We start from the raw sequence: 19,825 nt of genomic DNA on the forward strand, positions 1-19,825 counted from the left end.
TTTCCGGTGTCTCAGGCCGCGGCCTTCACGGACGCATGGATCTTGGCGTCGAGGATTTGCAGCGTGGCGCTCACGCTGCCGGTGCGGCCGTCCTCGAACTTGACCTGGGTTTCGATGTACTGCTCCTTGCGGCCGGCGTAGAGCGCGTCCACGAGCACGGCGTACTTCTGCGCGATGAAGCCGCGGCGCACCTTGCGCGTGCGCGTGAGCTCGTCGTCGTCGGGGTCCAGCTCCTTGTGCAGCACGAGAAAGCGCGCCACCTGCGTGTCGGCCATGCCGGGCTCGCCGGCGAGGTCGGCGTTGACCTGGCCCACGCAGTCGGCAATGAGCTGCAGCACCTGCGGCTTGGAGGCCAGGTCCACGTAGCCGCCGTAGGGCAGGCCCTGGCGCTCGGCCCAGTTGCCCACGGCCTCGAAGTCGATGTTGATGAAGGCGCACACCTGGTCACGGTCGTGGCCGAAGCACACGGCCTCCTTGACCTGCGGGAAGAACTTGAGCTTGTTCTCGATGTAGTTGGGCGCGAACATGGCGCCGCCCTTGAGCTTGCCCACGTCCTTGGCGCGGTCGATGATGCGCAGCTGGCCGCTGGCGTCGATCAGGCCGGCATCGCCGGTGTGGAAGTAGCCCTGCGCGTCGATGACCTCGGCCGTCGCGTCGGGGCGCTTGTAGTACTCCTTGAGCACGGACACGCCCTTGACCAGCACCTCGCCGCTGTCGGCGATCTTGAGCTCGATGCCCGGCGCCGGATGGCCCACGCTGTTCAAGTCCACCTGGCCGTCGCGCTGCAGGCAGACGTAGGCGCAGGTCTCGGTCTGGCCGTAGAGCTGCTTGAGGTTGATGCCGATGGAGCGGTAGAAGCGGAACAGGTCCGGCCCGATGGCCGCACCCGCGGTATAGGCCACGCGGATGCGCGACAGACCCAGCACGTTGCGCAGCGGGCCGTAGATGACCAGGCTGTACCACTGGTACAGCAGGCGGTCGAGGGCGCCCACGCTCTTGCCGTCGAGGATGTTCGAACCCACGCGGCGCGCATGCGCCATGGCCTTGGCATAGAGCCAGCGCTTGAAGGGGGCGGCGTCTTCCATGCGGATGGAGACGGAGGTGAGCATGCCCTCGAACACGCGCGGCGGCGCGAAGTAGTAGGTCGGGCCGATCTCGCGCAGGTCGATGGACACCGTGCTGGCCGACTCGGGGCAGTTGATGGTGAAGCCCGCCACCAGCCACTGCGCGACGGAGAACAGGTGGTCGCCCACCCAGGCCGGCGGCAGGTAGGAGATGATGTTGTCGCTGGGGCCCAGGCGATCGACTTCCACCCCGCCCTGGGCCGAGGCGATGAAGGCCGAGTGCGTGAGGCACACGCCCTTGGGCTTGCCCGTGGTGCCCGAGGTGTAGAGGATCACCGAGATGTCGTCGGGGCGGATCTGCGCCATCTCCTTGGACAGCGCATCCGGGTGCTTGGCCGCCCATTCGGCGCCCAGGGCCATGAGCTGCGCCGTGCTGATGAGGCCCGGCTGGTCGTAATTGCGCAGGCCGCGCGGGTCGTCGTAGATGATGTGGGCGATGCTGGGCACGGTCTCGCGCACCTCCAGCAGCTTGTCCACCTGCTCCTGGTTTTCGGCAAAGAAGAACTGGACCTCGGCGTCCTCGATGACGAAGGCCATCTCCGAGGCCACGGCGTCCTGGTAGAGCGGAATGGGCACGCCGCCCACGCATTGCACGGCCACCATGCCCATGTACAGGTGCGGGCGGTTGTCGCCGATCAGCGCCAGGTTCTGCCCCCGGCGAAAGCCCAGGGCCAGCAGGCCGCAGGCCAGTTGCTGCACGCTGGTGGCGGCATCCTTCCAGCTCCAGGTTTGCCAGATGCCGTACTCTTTTTCACGGATGGCCGCGTCGGCCGGGCGTTCGGCGGCGTGTTTGAGCAGCAGTTGCGGGAACGTGGTCTTCATTCCGGGTCCTATGATGGTTTCTGCAGGCGGCTGGCGCGGGACAGCATGCCCGGGTGTCGCCGTGGAGACTTGCATGGCATGGTAGGAGTCAGTTTGACGTCCTCTTGTCTTTGCAATGACAATTCCAGGGTAAATACTGACAGGAGGAACCCGTGGGCCTGCCGTTTTCAGCGCACGAAGCGGCCCTCGCGGTTCACCAGCGTGAGCTCGACGAAGCGCGAGGCGTTGCGCTCGGGCACGCTGGCGTTGATCTCGAAGCCCCCCAGGTCCATCTTGCGCAGTGTCCAGGTGGCGTCGATGAAGGCGGCGCGCGTGGGGTTCTTGCCGGCGCGCTGCAGGGCCTCGGAGAACACGCGGGCGTTGATGTAGCCCTCCAGCGCCAGGTGGGAGGGCTCGGCCTGCTGGCCGGCGGCCTTCCAGGCGGCCTGGAAGTCGCGCACCACGGGGATGATGGTGTTGGTCGGCAGGGGCATGACCTGCGAGACCACCAGGCCCTTGGCCTGGCTGCCCAGGGCCTTGACGTTGGCCGTGGTGCCCAGCACCGAGAGCGCATACGGCGTCACCCCCGGGCGCAGCGGGCGGAAGGCCTTGATGAACTCCAGCGCCGGCTTGCCCGCCAGCCCCACGAGCACGGCTTCGGCGTTGGCGTCGGCCATCTTCTGGGCCGCGGCGGCGGCGTCGGCGGCGTTGTTCTCCACCGTGGCGGTGCGCGCTGCGGGCAGCCCGGCCTGCTCCATGGCCTTGCGCGCGCCCTCGAACACCTCCTGGCCGAAGGTGTTGTTCTGGTAGACCACGGCGATGCGCTGCATGCCCAGCGTCGCCAGGTGCTGCACGCATTTCGCCGCCTCCTCGGCGTAGCTGGCGCGGATGTTGAACACCTGGCGCGCGCCGGGAATGCGGCTGAGCTGCCCGCCCGTGAACGGGGCGAAGAAGGGGATGCCGCTGTCCTTCACCTTGGGCAGCATGGCCTCGACCATGGGCGTGCCCATGCAGTTGAACAGGGCAAAGCAGTCGCTCTCGGCCAGAAAGGTATCGAGGTTGGCGAGCGCGCGCGGCACCTCGTAGCCGTCGTCCAGCGTCTGCAGCTCGATCTGGCGCCCGTGGATGCCGCCGCGTGCGTTGATGGCGGCAAAGGCCGCCTGGGCGCCCTGGTGCATGGCCGAGCCCAGGTCGCCCAGCGGGCCGGTCAGGGCGGTGGACTGGCACAGCCGCAGCGCCGCCTCCTGGGCGCGTGCCGCCGGCGGCGCGGCCAGGGCGGGAAGGGCCAGCGCGGCGCCGGCCAGCAGGCGGCGGCGGCTCAGGGCGGCTGGGGGGGAAAGCTCGTGCATCGCAGTCTCCGAATGGACAGGGGGCGCTACGCACAGGGGCGGCGCTTCCTGTATGGTTGCCATCTTGTCGCCTGAATTGGAAATTTTTTGTCCTTATGACGACATTTGGCTTCGTGGTATTCCCGCATAAGGTGTTCGCATGAGCGACGAACTGTCCCTGCACCGGCGCCGGCGCAAGCCCACGGCCGACGAGCTGGCCGGCATTCCCTGGCTGGGCCTGCTGCAGCCCGGCGAGCGCCTGCGCGCCGAGGAGGAGTTGCTCGTGGGCGATGCGCGTGCCGGCGACTACGTGTGCCGCGTGGGCCGCCCCGTCACCTACTGGTTTGGCGTGGTCGAGGGCCTGCTCAAGATGAACAACGACGACGCCGACGGCGGCACCATGACCTTTGCGGGCCTGCCGCCCGGGGGCTGGTTCGGCGAGGGCACGGCCATCAAGCGCGAGCCCTACCGCTACAACGTGCTGGCGCTGCGCAAGAGCGTGGTCGCAGGCCTGCCGATCGACACCTTCCACTGGCTGCTGGACCACTCGCTGGGCTTCAACCGCTTCGTGATGAATCAGCTCAACGAGCGCCTGGGCCAGTTCATCGCCGCACGCGAGATCGACCGCTTGGGCAGCCCCGATGCGCGCGTGGCGCGCAGCCTGGCCGCGCTGTTCAACCCCGTGCTCTACCCGGGCGTCGGGCAGGTGCTGCGCATCACCCAGCAGGAGCTGGCGTACCTGGTGGGCCTGTCGCGCCAGCGCGTCAACGAGGCGCTGGCCAGCCTGCAGGACCTGGGCGTCATCCGTGTCGAATACGGCGGCCTGCGCGTGCTGGACCTGCCCGCCCTGCGCAGCAGCGTGCTGGCCCCCCGGGCGTGCTGAGACAATGCGCGCATGCCACCGAATATGCCCCCCGCTTCCGGGCGCGCCGCCGTGCGCGCCGCCCCCGGCCCTGCCGCCGCTGCCGACGGCGCGGCGCCCGTGCGCCTGAACAAGCGCCTGGCCGACCTGGGCCTGTGCTCGCGCCGCGAGGCCGACGAATGGATTGCGCGCGGCTGGGTGCTGGTCAACGGCCAGGTGGCCGCCATGGGCAGCAAGGTGCTGCCGCAGGACCGCGTCACGGTGCAGCAGGCGGCGCGCCGCCAGCAGGCGGGGCAGGTCACCATCCTCCTGCACAAGCCCGTGGGCTATGTCTCGGGCCAGGCCGAGGACGGCCATCCGCCCGCCGCCACGCTCATCTCCCAGCGCAGCCACTGGAGCGGCGACGCCAGCGGCCAGCGCTTCACGCCGGCCCAGCTCAAGGGGCTGGCGCCCGCCGGGCGGCTGGACATCGACTCCGTCGGCCTGCTGGTGCTCACGCAGGACGGGCGCGTGGCGCGCCAGCTCATCGGCGAGGACTCCGGCATCGACAAGGAATACCTGGTGCGCGTGCAGTACGGCAGCGTGGCCGCGGATGTGCAGGCGGCCTTTCCGGCGCAGCAGCTCGCGCGTCTGCGCCACGGCCTGAGCCTGGACGGCCAGCCGCTCAAGCCCGCGCAGGTGGAATGGCAAAACCCCGAGCAGCTGCGCTTCGTGCTCACCGAGGGCAAGAAGCGCCAGATCCGGCGCATGTGCGAGCTCGTGGGCCTGAAGGTGGTGGGCTTGAAGCGCATCCGCATCGGCCGGGTGCTGCTGGGGCGCCTGCCTGTGGGGCAGTGGCGCTACCTGGGGCCGGATGAACGCTTCTGAAACCCCAGCCCCCGCCATGTCCCGTCCCCCCTTCGGTCCCCGGTTTTCCTGGCGCACGGCCGACCTGCGCGGCGCCGCGCGCCTGGCCACCGAGGCCACGGCGGGCGTGGTGCGCATCGTCGAGGGCGTGCACCAGTCCGTGCTCGGCAGCATGGGCCTGCCGGGCGCTGCCGCGCCCGGGCGCACGCGCGGCATCACGGGCCTGGTGTACCGCAGCATCCATGGCGTGACGCGCTGGGTCGATGCGGGCGTGCAGACCGCGCTGCACCTGCTCGAGCCCGCGGCGGCGGGCGCCGAAGTCTCCAGCGCGCGGCGCGACGCCGTGCTGGCCGCGCTCAACGGCGTCATGGGCGACCGCCTGGCGGCCGAGGCCAACCCCCTGGCGCTGCCCCTGCAACTGCGCCAGGCCGGGCAGGCGCTGGACCTGGCGGCGCTGCACGCGGCCGGCGCGGCCACGGGCAAGGTGCTGGTCCTGGTGCACGGCCTGTGCATGAACGACCGGCAATGGCTGCGCGCCGGCCACGACCATGGCGCCCACCTGGCGCAGGCGCTGGGCTACACGCCGGTCTACGTCTTCTACAACACCGGCCTGCACATTGCCGACAACGGGCACCGCCTGGCCGAGGCGCTGGAAGCGCTGCTGGCCGCCTGGCCCGTGCCCGTGCAGGATTTGAGCGTGCTGGGGCACAGCATGGGCGGCCTGGTGGCGCGGGCCGCCTGCCACCACGGCGCGCAGGCGGGCCAGCGCTGGCTGGGCCATTTGCGCCACCTGGTGTGCCTGGGCACGCCGCACCACGGCGCGCCGCTCGAGCGCGCGGGCCAGTGGGTGCAGGTGCTGCTGGGCAGCACCCCCTACAGCCGCCCCTTCGTGCGCCTGGCGCGCCTGCGCAGCGCCGGCATCACCGACCTGCGCCACGGCCAGGTGCGCGCGCCCCACGCGCCCGCGCAGGGCCTGGCCGACGCCCGCCCGCCCACGCCCTTGCCCGCCGGGGTGGCGTGCTTCACCGTCGCTGCGGCCCTGGCGGCGCGCCGCAGCACGGCGGCCGAGCGCCTGGTGGGCGATGGGCTGGTGCCCCTGCGCAGTGCGCTGGGCCAGCACGCCGATCCGGCGCACTGCCTGGGCTTTGCCCCCAGCCACCAGCAGGTGGTCTGGAAGACGGGACACCTGGACCTGCTCAGCAGCCCCGCCGTGGCGCGCCAGTTGGTGCAGTGGCTGCAGCCGCCGGCAGGCGGTCCGGCGCTTGCTACCATGCGCGCTGGTAACTCACAGTAACAAGGAAATCCCCATGAGCGAGCGCAAATTCCGTCTGGTGACCCGCAGCGATTTCGACGGTCTGGTGTGCGCCGTGCTGCTCAAGGAGCTGGACCTGATCGACGAGATCCTCTTCGTCCACCCCAAGGACATGCAGGACGGCAAGATCGAGATCACCGGCCGCGACATCACCACCAACCTGCCCTATGTGCCGGGCGCGCACCTGGTGTTCGACCACCACGAGTCCGAAACCGTGCGCAACCAGGGCGAGCGGCCCAACCACATCATCGAGGCGCATGCGCCCTCGGCGGCGCGCGTGGTCTACAACCACTACGGCGGCAAGGCGCGCTTTGCGCGCATCTCCGACGAGATGATGGTGGCGGTCGACCAGGCCGACTCGGCCCAGTATTCGCGCACGGACATCCTCGACCCCCAGGGCTGGGTGCTGCTCAACTACCTCATGGACTCGCGCACCGGGTTGGGGCGCTTCCGGGAGTTCCGCATCAGCAACTACCAGTTGATGATGGCCCTGATCGACTACTGCCGCGACCACACGATTGCGCAGATCCTGCAACTGCCCGATGTGCAGGAGCGCGTGCAGCTCTACTTCGAGCACGCCGCGCGCGCCAAGGAGCAAATCCTGCACTGCGCCATGCAGATCGGCAACCTCGTGGTGCTGGACCTGCGCCAGGAGGAGACCATCTGGGCCGTCAACCGCTTCATGATTTATGCGCTGTTCCCCACGGCCAACATCTCCATCCACGTGATGTGGGGCGTACAGAAGCAGAACACGGTGTTCGCCACGGGCAAGTCCATCCTGGACCGCAGCAGCAAGACCCATGTGGGCAACCTCATGCTCGAATACGGCGGCGGCGGCCATGCGGCGGCCGGCACCTGTCAGATCGCCAACGACAAGGCCGACGGCGTGCTGCGCACCCTGATCCAGCGCATCAACGCGGATGGCTGAAAAGGGCTCCAGCGCTTGCCGGACAAGCGCTGGCAGCTATTCTTTTTGATAAAAACCGGCGCGGCGGCGCAAGTGGGCCCGGCGGGTGCTTGAAACGCTGCGCATCGCCCCTACCTGTACGCGGGCGTGCGTCGCTCGTGCTGCGGCGCCCTGTCGTACTGGTTTTCACCCCTTCTTCCCATGAGCAAACAAACCCATTCCTTCCAGGCCGAAGTGGCGCAATTGCTGCACCTGGTCACGCACTCGCTGTACTCCCACCCCGAGATCTTCGTGCGCGAGCTCATCTCCAACGCCTCGGACGCCTGCGACAAGCTGCGCTTTGAGGCGCTGAACAACGCCGCCCTGTACGAAGACGCGCCCCAGCTCGAAGTGCGCGTGAGCTTCGACAAGGCCGCCCGGACGCTCACCATCCAGGACAATGGCATCGGCATGAGCGCGCAGGAGGCCATAGACCACCTGGGCACCATTGCCAAGAGCGGCACCAAGGACTTCATGAGCAAGCTCTCGGGCGACCAGAAGGCGGACGCCCAGCTCATCGGCCAGTTCGGCGTGGGCTTCTACTCCGGCTTCATCGTGGCCGACAGGATCACCGTCGAGTCGCGCCGCGCGGGCATGAAGCCCGAGGAAGGCGTGCGCTGGACGAGCGGCGGCACGGGCGACTTCGAGGTCGAGTCCCTCACGCGCGCCGCGCGCGGCACCAGCGTCATCCTGCACCTGCGCGAGGACGCCGAGGAGTTCCTCAACGCCTGGAAGCTCAAGCAGGTCATCGCCAAGTACTCCGACCACATCAGCCTGCCCATCCTCATGGAAAAAGAGGAATGGAAGGACAGCGAGAAGGAAGGCGAGCCCGGCGCCATGGTCAAGACCGGCGAATGGGAGACCGTGAACAAGGCCAGCGCCCTGTGGACGCGCCCCAAGAAGGACATCACCGACGAGCAGTACCAGGAGTTCTACAAGGCCATCAGCCACGACCACGAGAACCCCCTGAGCTGGAGCCACAACCGCGTCGAGGGCAACACCGAGTACACGCAGTTGCTCTACATCCCGGCCAAGGCGCCGTTCGACCTGTACCAGCAGGGCAAGCACGCGGGCGTCAAGCTCTACGTCAAGCGCGTGTTCATCATGGACGACGCGGAAAGCCTCATGCCGCAGTACCTGCGCTTCGTGCGCGGCGTGATCGACTCGGCCGACCTGCCGCTCAACGTCAGCCGCGAGCTGCTGCAGGAAAGCCGCGACGTGCGCCTGATCCGCGACGGCTCGGTCAAGCGCGTGCTCTCCATGCTCGAAGACCTGGCCAAGCATGACCGGCACGACGCCCCCGCCGAGGGCGCCGACGGCGTGACCGACGTGGTGAGCGAGGAAGACAAGGCCAAGGAAGGCAAGTACACGCAGTTCTACGCCGAGTTCGGCGCCGTGCTCAAGGAAGGCCTGGGCGAGGACTTCGGCAACCGCGAGCGCATCGCCAAGCTGCTGCGCTTTGCCTCCACCAGCTCCGACGCGCCCAGCGTGTCCTTCGCCGACTACAAGGCGCGCATGAAGGAAGGCCAGGAGGCCATCTACTACATCACCGCCGACACCCTGGCGGCGGCCAAGAACAGCCCGCAGCTCGAAGTCTTCAAGAAGAAGGGCATCGAGGTGCTGCTCATGACCGACCGCGTGGACGAGTGGGCGCTGAACTACCTGCAGGACTTCGACGGCACGCCGCTGCAGTCCGTGGCCAAGGGCGCCGTGGACCTGGGCAAGCTGCAGGACGAGGCCGAGAAGAAGGCCTTTGATGAAGCCGCCGAAGCCTTCAAGCCCGTACTGGCCCAGCTCAAGGAGGCCCTCAAGGACAAGGCCGAAGACGTGCGCGTGACCACGCGCCTGGTCGATTCACCGGCCTGCCTGGTGGTGCAGGACGGCGGCATGAGCACGCAGCTCGCGCGCCTGCTCAAGCAAGCCGGCCAGAAGGCGCCGGACGCCAAGCCCGTGCTGGAGGTGAACCCCGAGCACGCGCTGGTGAAGAAGCTCGACGGCAGCATGCACTTCCACGACCTGGCGCACATCCTGTTCGACCAGGCCCTGCTGGCCGAAGGCGGCCTGCCCGAAGACCCGGCCGCCTACGTCAAGCGCGTCAACGCCCTGCTGGCCTGAGGGCGGGGGCGGCCGGCGGCGCCGCGCCCGCCGCCGCCTGCTGCGCTTTAAAGGCGCGCGCCTGGCCGAAATGCCCGCAGCCGATGAAGGGCACGGGCGGGCGCAGCGCCGACAGCGGCGAGGGGTGGTTGGCGCACAGCACCAGATGCCCCCGCTCCGCAGGGATGAGCGCGCGCTTGGACTGCGCGTGGCTGCCCCAGAGCATGAACACCACGGGGCGCGGGCCCTGCGCCACCTGGCGGATGACGGCGTCGGTGAGCTGCTCCCAGCCCTGGCCTGCGTGGCTGGCGGGCTGGCCTTCCTCCACCGTCAGGCAGGTGTTGAGCAGCAGCACGCCGTTTTCGGCCCACTTCACCAGGCTGCCGCCGGGCGCAGGCCAGGCGGGCGGCGGCGTGCCCAGGTCGCGCTGCAGCTCCTTGAAGATGTTGCGCAGCGAGGGCGGCAGCGCCACGCCCGGCGCCACGGAAAACGCCAGCCCCTCGGCCTGGCCGCGCCCGTGGTACGGGTCCTGGCCCAGGATGACCACGCGCACGGCCTCGGGCGGCGTGAGCGCCAGCGCGCGCAGCGGCTCGGGGGGGAAGATGGTGGCGCCTGCGTCCAGGCGCGCCTGCAGAAAGGCGCGCAGCGCCTGGCCGCGCGTGCTGGCGAAAAAGCCATCGACCAGCGGCTGCCAGCCGGGCGCCACGGGCCAGCCGGCCGGGTCGGCGCTTTGCAACTGGGTGGCGCGGGGCGGGGGGGTGGAATTCATAGTCAAAATGGGCTCTGGCGCTTATCCAGCAAGCGCTGGAAGCTCATTTTATGATAGCGTATCCGTGCCATCGTCCACCCGGTTGCGGCCGGCGGCCTTGGCGCGGTAGAGGTGCGCGTCGGCGCGCGCCAGCAACTGCTCGGGGGTGGTGCCCGCGTGCGGCACCTCGCTGGCCACGCCGATGCTGACGGTGACCACCGGCACCACCTGCGAGCCGGCGTGCGCCAGGCCCCGCGCCTGCACCGCCCGGCACAGCGCCTGGGCCTTGGCGCGCGCGCCGTCCAGGTCGCATTCGGGCAGCAGGCAGACAAATTCTTCCCCGCCGTAGCGGGCCACCAGGTCGTGCGAACGCCCCAGCCCCGCGCGCAGCACCTCGGCCACGGCGCGCAGGCAGGCGTCGCCCTGCTGGTGGCCATAGAGGTCGTTGTACTGCTTGAAGTGGTCGATGTCGATCATCGCCAGCGCCAGCGGCTTGCTGCTGCGGCGGCAGCGGCGCCATTCGGCCTGCAGGCTGCGGTCGAACTGGCGGCGGTTGGCCAGGCCGGTCAACCCGTCCATGAAGGCCAGCTTGCGCAGCAGCTCCTGCTGCGCGCGCTGCTCGGTCTGGTCCACAAAGGTGGCCATGAAGTGGTCGCCGAACGCCAGCCCGCCGATGACCATGGTGTGCAGGCGCCCGTCGCGGTCGGTGACGCGGTATTCCTGGTCCGCGATCTCTCCGCCCTGGGCGCCGGCCTGGGCCAGGGCCGCGTTCCAGGTGGTGATGACCTGTTCGCGGTACTGCGGCTCGGGGTAGGCGCGCAGCCACCACTGCGCCAGCGTGGGCACCTCGTCGTCGGCGAAGCCGAACAAGTCCTGGAAACGCCGGTTGCGGAAGTAGATGGCCCCGGCAGCATCGACCATGCACAGGCCGATGGGCATCTCCTGCATCAGGTGCTTGAGCAGGCGCTCGGTCTCCTGCAACTGCAGCGACTGCTGCTTGGCCTGCGTCACGTCGTGGATGTAGCCATGCCACAGCACCGCTCCCGAGGCCGTGCGCGCCGGCCGTGCCTGCCCGCTGATCCAGCGCTCGCCGCGGCCCGGCACGCGCACGCGGTATTCGCAGCGCCACAGCTGCAGCGTCTGCGCCGACTGCAGCACGCTGTCGTTGAGCGCCGGCAGGTCGTCGGGGTGGATGCGCTCGAACACCTGCGCTGCGTCCGCGCGCAGCACCTGCGGCGGCAGGCCGTAGATGTCCTCCACGCCGCGGCTGGCGTAGGGGAAGTGGCTGCGTCCGTCGGGCTCGCGCTGGTACTGGTAGAGCGCGCCGGGCACGTTCTCGGCGAGCCGGTCCAGCGTCTCCTGGTGCTGGCGCTGCGCGGTGACGTCCGTGTGCGTGCCGATGAGGCGCAGCGGTCGGCCGCTGGCGTCGCGCTCCATGGCCTGCCCGCGGTCCTGCACCCACTTGTAGCTGCCATCCTTGCAGCGCAGGCGGTGCACGTTCTCGTAGTACGCCGTCTCGCCGCGCAGATGGCGCTCCACATCGTCCATCACGCGCTCCAGGTCATCGGGGTGGACGCGGCTTTGCCACTCCTGCAGGCCGTTGCCGATGTCGTTGTCGCCATAGCCCAGCATGGATTTCCACACGGGCGAGAAGTACACCGTGCCCGCGGCCACGTCCCAGTCCCACACGCCCTGCTGCGTGGCCTGCAGCACGGCCTGCCAGCGCGCCTGCAGCGTGGCCGTCTGCGCCGCCAGCGCCTGTTCGCGCCGCCAGAGCTGGCGGCGGCGCCGCTGGGTGAAACCCAGGCCCAGGGCCAGGGCCAGGCCGGCCAGCAGCCAGGTGCCGCCCAGCGTCCAGGCGCGGGCGCGCCAGGGGGCGAGCATCTGGTGCCAGTCGCGCCCCACGGTCACCACCAGCGGCTTGTCCATCTGCAGGTCGGCGGGGTGGATGGTGTGCATGGCCGTCAGCCGCGGCGCCTGCCCGGGCTCCAGCGGGCCGACGAACAGGCTCTCGGGCAGGCCGCTGTCGCGGTGCCGCTGGAACAGCGTGCCGGGCTGCGCCAGGTCCACGCCGAGCTGCTGCGCGTCGGCGGGCGCGCTGAGAAAGCGCAGGCCGTCGCCATGCGCCAGGGTGGCGACCACGTCGGGCGCATAGCGCACGGACTCCAGCAGGGTCTTGAACTCCTCCGGGTCCAGCGTGGCCGCCACCACGGCGGCCAGGCTGCCGTCGGGCGCGCGCACCACGCGCGCCAGGTTGATGGACCAGGCGCCCAGCCGCGTGCGAAACGGGGGGCTGACGATCAGCGGGTTGTCCGGCGTGCCGGCCACGCGCAGCGCCGCCCGGAAATAGTCGCGGCTGGCAAAGTTCTCGCCCAGCAGCTCGTTGCGGTTGGAGGCGATCACCGTGCCCTGGGCGTCGAGCACGTTCAAGGTGCGCACGCTGGTCATGGCGTCGCTGAAGGCCTGCAGCCGCTCGCCGAGCCAGCGCGGCCCCTGCACCTGGGCGCGCCACTGCACCACGTCCTGGCGCAGGCTCAGCAGGGCGTGGTTGACGGCGTCGATCTGCCGGTACAGGTTCTCGTGGACGATGTGGGCCTGGTGCGTGATCTGCTGGCGCTCGCCCGCCTCGGTGTCGCGGTGCTCCAGCACCAGGGCGGCGCACACCATGGCCCCCAGAGCCAGCCACAGGGCGGCGAGCCAGGCCCATTCGCGGCGCAACCGCGGGTTGGGCGTTGTGGGACTTGGGCGCAAAAGTGGCTCCTCACGCTGGCTGCACACGACGGAGCGGCCACGCTGCGCCCCGGGCTCCGCCCCCGCGTTGCGCGAGCCGCTTTCATGATAGTACGCGGCGGCGGCGCCGCCGCGGGGCCTGTGCGCCTCAGGCGAACAGCCGTGCCAGCGCCAGGCCGGGGTCGGGCGCGCGCATGAAGGCCTCGCCCACGAGGAAGGCGTGGATGCCCGCGTCGCGCAGCGTGTGCACATCGTCCGGGCCGAGGATGCCGGACTCGGTCACCAGCAGGCGGTCGGCTGGCACCTCCTGGCGCAGGTCCAGCGTGGTCTGCAGGCTGACCTCGAAGGTGCGCAGGTTGCGGTTGTTGATGCCCACCAGCGGCGTCTTGAGCCTGAGCGCGCGCTCGAGCTCATGCCCGTCGTGCACCTCGACCAGCACGGCCATGTCCAGGCTGCGGGCGATCTGCTCCATCTCGGCCATCAGGCCGTCCTCCAGGCAGGCGGCGATCAGCAGCACGCAGTCGGCGCCCATGGAGCGCGATTCGTAGATCTGGTACGGGTCGACCATGAAATCCTTGCGCAGCACCGGCAGCGGGCAGCTCGCGCGCGCCTGCTTGAGGTAGTCGGGCTGGCCCTGGAAGAACTGGCGGTCGGTCAGCACCGACAGGCAGGCCGCGCTGACCGCGCCGTCGCCCGCGGCGTAGCTCTGCGCGATGTCGGCGGGCACGAAGTCCGCGCGGATCACGCCCTTGCTGGGGCTGGCCTTCTTGATTTCGGCGATCACGCCGGCCTGGCCGGTGGCGATCTTGGCGCGCAACGCACCCACGAAGTCGCGCGTGAGCACGCGGCTCTCGGCGTCGCGGCGCATGTCGGCGAAGGACACGCGCTTTTGCGCGGCGGCCACTTCCTCGACCTTCACGTCGCAGATTTTTTTCAGGATGTCAGACATGCTTGCTTTCTTGCTCCCGGGGGAGCGTCAAGGTTCACGGCGCGCGCTGGGCGCCTGGCCCTCGGTGGGCGTGGCGGCAGAGGCCGGCCCCCGGAGCACCTTCATGACGATGCGGTGCATCACGATGCCCACGACGATGAACAGCAGCGAGACGCCCAGCGCGATCCAGGTGCCGGGGTCGTTCCAGATGGGGGCGTCCAGCAGGCCCATGGCGGGTGCGCTCAGGCCGCGAACTTCTGGGTGTAGACCACCAGCTCGTGCAGCTTGGCCAGGGCCGCACCGCTGGCCAGGGCCTGCTGCGCGCGGCGCAGGCCGTCCTCCAGCGAGCCGGCCACGTTGGCCGCATACAGGGCGGCGCCGGCGTTCAGGCAGACGATGTCGCGCGCCGGGCCTTCCTCGCCCTGCAGCACTTTCAAGAGCATGGCCTTGGATTCTTCGGGGTTGTCCACGCGCAGCGCGCGCGTGCCCGCCATGCGCAGGCCGAAGTCCTCGGGGTGGATCTCGTACTCGCGCACCACGCCGTCCTTGAGTTCGCCCACCAGCGTGCCGGCGCCCAGGCTGATCTCGTCCAGACCGTCACGGCCGTAGACCACCAGCGCGTGCTCGGCGCCCAGGCGCTGCAGGGCGCGCACCTGGATGCCCACCAGGTCCTCGTGGAACACGCCCATGAGGATGTTGGGCGCGCCGGCCGGGTTGGTCAGCGGCCCCAGGATGTTGAAGATGGTGCGCACGCCCAGCTCCTTGCGCACCGGCGCCACGTTCTTCATGGCGGGGTGGTGGTTGGGCGCGAACATGAAGCCTATGCCCACGTCGCGGATGCAGTCGGCGATCTGCGCGGGCTGCAGCATGATGTTCACGCCCAGCGCCTCCATGGCGTCGGCGCTGCCGCTCTTGCTGCTGACGCTGCGCCCGCCGTGCTTGCTGACCTTGCCGCCCGCGGCGGCGATCACGAAGGTGGCGCAGGTGGAGATGTTGAAGGTGCCCGCGCCGTCGCCGCCCGTGCCCACGATGTCCACGAGGTGCGTGGCATCCTGCACGTGCACCTTGTGCGAGAACTCGCGCATCACCTGCGCGGCGGCGGTGATCTCGCCGATGGTCTCCTTCTTCACGCGCAGGCCGGTGACGATGGCCGCGGTCATGACGGGCGAGAGCTCGCCGCCCATGATCATGCGCATGAGGTGCAGCATCTCGTCGTGGAAGATCTCGCGGTGCTCGATGGTGCGCTGCAGCGCTTCCTGGGGGGTGATGGGGGTCATGGAGATACCTTGCAATGGGATAGCTGCTGGCGCTTGCTCTGCAACGGTTTCAGCCTGTTTTTATGCTGAAACGCTGATGGAGCAAGCGCTGGCAGCTATTATTTTTGATCGAGGAAGTTCTTGAGCATGGCGTGGCCGTGCTCGGTGAGAATGCTCTCCGGGTGGAACTGCACGCCCTCGATGGGCAGCTCGCGGTGGCGCACGCCCATGATCTCGCCATCGTCCGTCCAGGCCGTCACCTCCAGCACTGCGGGGCAGCTCGCGCGCTCGATGGCCAGCGAGTGGTAGCGGTTCACGGTGAACTGCCGCGGCAGGCCCGCGAACACGCCGGTCTGTGTGGTGGTGATCAGGCTGGTCTTGCCGTGCATGAGCTGCTGCGCCCGCACGATGCGCCCGCCGTAGGCCGCGCCGATGCTCTGGTGGCCCAGGCACACGCCCAGGATGGGGAGCCTGCCGGCAAAGTGCTGGATCGCCGCCACCGAGATGCCGGCTTCCAGCGGCGAGCACGGGCCGGGCGAGATCACCAGGCGCTCGGGCGCGCGCGCGGCGATGCCCTCCAGCGTGATCTCGTCGTTGCGGAACACCTCGACCTCGGCACCCAGCTCGCCGAAGTACTGCACGATGTTGTAGGTGAAGCTGTCGTAGTTGTCGATCATCAAGAGCTTCATGGCTCGCTCCCGTCCGAAACAGTGGCCGTGGCGCGCAGGCGCGCGAACTCGCGGTGCTCGAAGGCGATGTAGGCCTCCATCATGCTGCGGTAGATGGCTTCGATGACGTCCGGCTCGCCGCCTTCGCGTTCGGCGCGCGCACGCACGCGCGCCACGATGGCCTCGATGCGCTCCTCGTCGCGCACCTGGGAGGCCGCCTGCTTGATGCGCGCGGCCTGCGTCATGTAGCCGCCGCGCGTGACCAGCAGGGGCACGAGCACGTCGTCCAGCGCGTCGATGCGGCGGCGCACGTCCTCCATGGTGGCGCAATGCTGGGTGTGTTCAATGGCGCGGCTCATTCCAGTCCTTCCTCCACCAGTTCGGCCGCGCGCAGCAGGGCGCGGGCCTTGTGTTCGGTCTCGCGCCACTCCATCTCGGGCACGGAATCGGCCACCACCCCGGCGGCGGCCTGCACGTAGAGCATGCCGTCCTTGATGATGCCCGTGCGGATGGCGATGGCCACGTCCATGTCGCCCGCATAGCTCAGGTAGCCGCAGGCGCCGCCGTACAGGCCGCGCTTGGTCGGCTCGAGCCGGTCGATGAGCTCCATGGCGTGCACCTTGGGCGCGCCCGTGAGTGTGCCCGCCGGGAAGGTGGCCTTGAGCACGTCCATGCTGGTCATGCCGTCCTGCAGGATGCCCTCGACGTTGCTCACGATGTGCATCACGTGGCTGTAGCGCTCGACGACGAAGGCCTCGGTCACCTTCACGCTGCCCGTCTTGGCGATGCGGCCGATGTCGTTGCGCGCCAGGTCGATGAGCATCACGTGCTCGGCGCGCTCCTTGGGGTCGTTCACCAGCTCCTGCTCGGCCGCCTTGTCCTTCTCGGGCGTGGCGCCGCGCGGCCGCGTGCCCGCCAGCGGGCGGATGGTGATCTTCTGCCCCTGCTCCGTGTGCTCCTGACGCACCAGGATCTCGGGGCTGGCGCCCACCACCTGGAAGTCGCCGAAGTGGTAGTAGTACATGTAGGGCGAGGGGTTGAGCGAGCGCAGCGCGCGGTACAGCGACAGCGGGCTCTCGGTATAGCGCTTGTGGATGCGCTGGCCCACCTGCACCTGCATGAAGTCGCCCGCGGCGATCAGCTCCTTGGCCTGCTCCACGGCGGCCAGGTAATCCTGCTTGGCGAAGCTGCGCTGCGCCGGGTGGTGCTCGCTGGGCTTGACCACGGGCGCGCTCACCGAGTACCTGAGCTGGTCCTTGAGCGCACGCAGGCGCTTCTTGCCGCGCGCATAGGCCTCGGGCTCGGCCGGGTTGGCGTAGACGATGAGGTAGAGCTTGCCCGAGAGGTTGTCGATGACCGCCAGCTCCTCGCACTGCAGCAGCAGGATGTCGGGGCAGCCCAGGGTGTCGGGCGGGCAGGTGGCTTCGAGCTTCTTCTCGATGTAGCGCACCGCGTCGTAGCCGAAATAGCCCGCCAGGCCGCCGCAAAAGCGCGGCAGGCCCGGGCGCAGCGCCACCTGGAAGCGCTTCTGGTAGGCAGCAATGAAGTCCAGCGGGTTGCCCGCGTGCGACTCCACCACCTGGCCGTCGGTCACGACCTCGGTGCGCGCGGCGCTGCCAAAGCCGCTGGCGCGCAGCAGGGTGCGCGCCGGCAGGCCGATGAAGCTGTAGCGCCCGAAGCGCTCGCCGCCCACGACGGATTCGAGCAGAAAGCTGTTGCGCCCGTCGCCCTGGGCATGGGCGAGCTTGAGGTACAGCGACAGCGGGGTTTCGAGGTCGGCAAAGGCCTCGGCGATGAGCGGAATGCGGTTATAGCCTTCGCGCGCCAGGCTCTGGAATTCGAGTTCGGTGATCACGGGGGGAGGACTCCCTGCTGGGGAGCGGTGCACCGCCGCAAGGGAACAAGGGCGCACCGCAGTTCATGGGGCAGGCCCGCCAGGGGCCAGGGGCGCACGCCGGGGTGTCCCGCGTGCTGTCAGCGATTCAGGCAGGCAGGCTTGCGCCAGGGCCAGGCTCCCCGGTCGCTGCGACCTGTGATGCACACGCGGTGGATGAACATGGGCGCAGTGTAGCAAATGCGCCCGGCCGCAGCAGCGCCGGCGCGGCCGTTCCCCCTGGGAAACCCTGATGCGCCTGCCGCCGCAAGCCGGCACAATTGGTTGCAGAAAGTGCACGATCGTGCTTTTATTGTGAGGTTCCCTATGCGCAAGGTACTACCCCTTCTTTCCCTGGTTGCAGCCCTGTGCTGGACGGGCGCAGCGCACGCGGCCGTAGAGATTGCCGGCGTCAAGGTGGAGGACACCATCACCGTCGGCGGGACCAAGCTCCAGCTCAATGGCGCGGGCATCCGCTACAAGGGCCCGTTCAAGGTCTACGTGGGCGACCTCTACACCACGCGCCCGGTCAAGTCGCTCGACGAACTGATCGCCGCCCCCGGGCCCAAGCGCCTGAGCATGACCTTCGTGCGCGAAATCAATTCCGGGGAGTTCGGCAAGCTGCTCACGCGCGGCATCGAGGACAACGTCAGCCGCCAGGAGCTCTCCAAGATCATCCCGGGCATGATCAAGATGGGCGACATCTTCGCCGCCAACAAGGCCTTCGCGCCGGGCGACGTCTGCGCCCTCGAATGGGACCCGGCCAAGGGCCTGAGCATCTGGGCCAAGGGCAAGCTGCAGTCCGAGCCCTTCCAGGATCCGGCCTTCTTCCGCGCGCTGATGTCCATCTGGTTCGGCCAGAGCCCGGCCGACTGGAAGCTCAAGGAAGAGCTGCTGGGCATCAAGTAGCAGGCCCATGGAACGCAGTGCATCCGCCTCTGAAAACCTGTCCTCGGGGCAGGTTTTTTTTGCGCTGGCGCGCTGTCGCCTGGCCGACAGCGCCCCGCCGCGTTCAGGCATAGCCTTGCTGCTGCACCGGGCGCTGGGGCGGCTGCCGCCCAGGGCATAGGCATCTGCGCATTCCTCCATCGCTTCGCAAGGTACTGATCCACATGAATATCAACAAGCTCCGCGTCGGACTCCGCCTGGGCCTGGGCTTTGGCGTCATCCTCCTCATCACGGCCGTGCTCGCGCTCTCGGGCATCTGGCGCATCGGCGCGCTCAAGGAGGCGGGCGAGCGTGTCGCCACGCGCGAGATCGAGAAACGCTCCCTGGTGGAGGACTGGGCCGCCGACGTGCGCCTGAACTGGGTGCGCACCGAGGCCTTCCTCAAGGCCATCGACACGGCCTACATGGAAAAGCTCACGGCCGACTCCCAGGCCACGGCCGCCGCCAGCGAGGGCAAGGTCCAGCGCATCGAAACCCTGGTGCAGGACAGCCAGGGCAAGGCGCTGCTGGCCGCCATCACCGCCACGCGCGATGCCTACCAGACCAAGCTCGCCGAAATCCGTGAACTGCACCGCAACGGCGAGCCCGCCGTGCCCACCCTGGTGGACGAGCAGTTGCGCCCGCTGGCCGACAAGTACCTGCAGGCCCTCGATGCGCTGCGCACCTACATGGCCACGCAATTGACCGCGGGCCAGCAGGACAGCGTGGCCATGGCCGAGGCCAGCCAGGTGCTGCTGGGCGTCGGTGCCTGCGTGGCCCTGGCGCTGGGCGCCCTCATGGCCTGGATGGTGACGCGCTCCATCGTCGCGCCGCTGCGCCAGGGCATCCAGGCGGCCGAGAAGATCGCGGGCGGCGACCTCACCCAGCCGCTGGAGACCACGGCGCGCGACGAGACCGGCCAGTTGCTGCAGGCGCTGGCCGACATGCAGTCGCGGCTGGCCGCCATCGTGAGCGAAGTGCGCCACAGCGCCGAAGGCGTGGCCACGGCCAGCGCCGAGATCGCCCAGGGCAACCACGACCTCTCGGCGCGCACCGAGCAGCAGGCCAGCGCGCTGCAGCAGACCTCGGCCTCCATGGAGCAGCTCGGCTCCACCGTGCGCCAGAACGCCGACAACGCGCGCCAGGCCAACCAGCTCGCCGTGAACGCCTCCAGCGTGGCGCAGCAGGGCGGCGAGGTGGTGGGCCAGGTGGTCGAGACCATGAAGGGCATCAGCAACGCCAGCAGCAAGATCGCCGACATCATCGGCGTGATCGACGGCATTGCCTTCCAGACCAACATCCTGGCGCTCAACGCCGCCGTGGAGGCGGCGCGCGCGGGCGAGCAGGGCCGGGGCTTTGCCGTGGTGGCCAGCGAGGTGCGC

General features: G+C 69.3%; 17 protein-coding genes. 7 read left to right on the forward strand and 10 right to left on the reverse strand.

Features of this window, described 5'->3' with window-relative positions:
* Positions 1-11: 11 nt before the first annotated feature.
* Both CGR01S_RS15495 and CGR01S_RS15500 read right to left on the reverse strand, forming a co-directional pair.
* Positions 12-1,946, reverse strand: coding sequence for an AMP-dependent synthetase/ligase (locus tag CGR01S_RS15495; protein ID WP_042429387.1), 1,935 nt, complete (start codon positions 1,944-1,946; stop codon positions 12-14).
* 167 nt (positions 1,947-2,113) lie between these two features.
* Positions 2,114-3,274 carry an ABC transporter substrate-binding protein gene (locus tag CGR01S_RS15500; protein ID WP_042429391.1) on the reverse strand — a complete coding sequence of 387 codons (1,161 nt, stop codon included), beginning with the start codon at positions 3,272-3,274 and terminating at the stop codon, positions 2,114-2,116.
* 139 nt (positions 3,275-3,413) lie between these two features.
* Between CGR01S_RS15500 and CGR01S_RS15505 the strand changes: the two genes are divergently transcribed.
* The 5 genes from CGR01S_RS15505 to htpG all read left to right on the forward strand — a co-directional run bounded on the left by CGR01S_RS15505 (position 3,414) and on the right by htpG (position 9,334).
* A complete protein-coding gene (locus CGR01S_RS15505) occupies positions 3,414-4,136 on the forward strand; it encodes a Crp/Fnr family transcriptional regulator (RefSeq protein ID WP_042429394.1) in 723 nt (240 codons plus the stop codon).
* A 24-nt stretch (positions 4,137-4,160) separates the two neighbouring features.
* Positions 4,161-4,982: a pseudouridine synthase gene (locus CGR01S_RS15510; protein ID WP_084690750.1), complete on the forward strand. Its 822-nt coding sequence runs from the start codon at positions 4,161-4,163 to the stop codon at positions 4,980-4,982.
* A gap of 16 nt (positions 4,983-4,998) precedes the next feature.
* Entirely contained in the window at positions 4,999-6,255 is a 1,257-nt protein-coding gene (locus tag CGR01S_RS15515) for a lipase family alpha/beta hydrolase (protein WP_042429396.1), read from the forward strand.
* A gap of 13 nt (positions 6,256-6,268) precedes the next feature.
* Positions 6,269-7,201, forward strand: coding sequence for an exopolyphosphatase (locus tag CGR01S_RS15520; protein ID WP_042429399.1), 933 nt, complete (start codon positions 6,269-6,271; stop codon positions 7,199-7,201).
* Positions 7,202-7,381: 180 nt separating this feature from the next.
* Positions 7,382-9,334 carry a molecular chaperone HtpG gene (gene htpG / locus CGR01S_RS15525; RefSeq protein WP_042429401.1) on the forward strand — a complete coding sequence of 651 codons (1,953 nt, stop codon included), beginning with the start codon at positions 7,382-7,384 and terminating at the stop codon, positions 9,332-9,334.
* On the opposite strand, the gene CGR01S_RS15530 is transcribed toward htpG, so the two are convergent.
* The 8 genes from CGR01S_RS15530 to trpE form a co-directional block, all read right to left on the reverse strand.
* A complete protein-coding gene (locus tag CGR01S_RS15530; protein ID WP_042429405.1) occupies positions 9,315-10,082 on the reverse strand; it encodes a uracil-DNA glycosylase in 768 nt (255 codons plus the stop codon). The two genes, htpG and CGR01S_RS15530, sit on opposite strands and share 20 nt — an antisense overlap.
* Before the next feature lie 48 nt (positions 10,083-10,130).
* Positions 10,131-12,812: a diguanylate cyclase gene (locus tag CGR01S_RS15535; RefSeq protein WP_042429407.1), complete on the reverse strand. Its 2,682-nt coding sequence runs from the start codon at positions 12,810-12,812 to the stop codon at positions 10,131-10,133.
* A 127-nt stretch (positions 12,813-12,939) separates the two neighbouring features.
* Entirely contained in the window at positions 12,940-13,740 is an 801-nt protein-coding gene (gene trpC / locus CGR01S_RS15540; RefSeq protein ID WP_042429410.1) for an indole-3-glycerol phosphate synthase TrpC, read from the reverse strand.
* A gap of 27 nt (positions 13,741-13,767) precedes the next feature.
* Complete coding sequence (locus CGR01S_RS15545) at positions 13,768-13,950, reverse strand: hypothetical protein (protein ID WP_042429412.1); 183 nt, start codon at positions 13,948-13,950, stop codon at positions 13,768-13,770.
* Between the two features lie 11 nt (positions 13,951-13,961).
* On the reverse strand, positions 13,962-14,996 hold the full coding sequence (trpD, locus tag CGR01S_RS15550) for an anthranilate phosphoribosyltransferase (RefSeq protein WP_042429415.1): 1,035 nt from the start codon (positions 14,994-14,996) through the stop codon (positions 13,962-13,964).
* 98 nt (positions 14,997-15,094) lie between these two features.
* The gene (locus tag CGR01S_RS15555; protein ID WP_042429417.1) at positions 15,095-15,664 is read right to left on the reverse strand and encodes an aminodeoxychorismate/anthranilate synthase component II; all 570 of its coding nucleotides are present in this window, start codon (positions 15,662-15,664) and stop codon (positions 15,095-15,097) included.
* On the reverse strand, positions 15,661-16,002 hold the full coding sequence (locus CGR01S_RS15560; protein ID WP_042429419.1) for a chorismate mutase: 342 nt from the start codon (positions 16,000-16,002) through the stop codon (positions 15,661-15,663). The genes CGR01S_RS15555 and CGR01S_RS15560 overlap by 4 nt, the downstream gene beginning before the upstream one ends.
* Positions 15,999-17,498, reverse strand: coding sequence for an anthranilate synthase component I (gene trpE, locus CGR01S_RS15565; RefSeq protein ID WP_042429420.1), 1,500 nt, complete (start codon positions 17,496-17,498; stop codon positions 15,999-16,001). Before trpE ends, CGR01S_RS15560 begins: the two co-directional genes overlap by 4 nt.
* A 345-nt stretch (positions 17,499-17,843) precedes the next feature.
* On the opposite strand from trpE, the gene CGR01S_RS15570 reads away from it, so the two are divergent.
* Positions 17,844-18,425 (forward strand): chalcone isomerase family protein, encoded by a 582-nt coding sequence (locus CGR01S_RS15570; protein ID WP_052382588.1) that lies wholly within the window; start codon positions 17,844-17,846, stop codon positions 18,423-18,425.
* Positions 18,426-18,628: 203 nt separating this feature from the next.
* Positions 18,629-19,825, forward strand: a 1,197-nt coding sequence (locus tag CGR01S_RS15575) for a methyl-accepting chemotaxis protein (protein WP_042429423.1), incomplete at its 3' end; no start/stop codon positions are given.

Origin of the sequence: Comamonas granuli NBRC 101663 (genome assembly GCF_000739995.1) — a bacterium.
GTDB lineage: Bacteria > Pseudomonadota > Gammaproteobacteria > Burkholderiales > Burkholderiaceae_C > Simplicispira > Simplicispira granuli.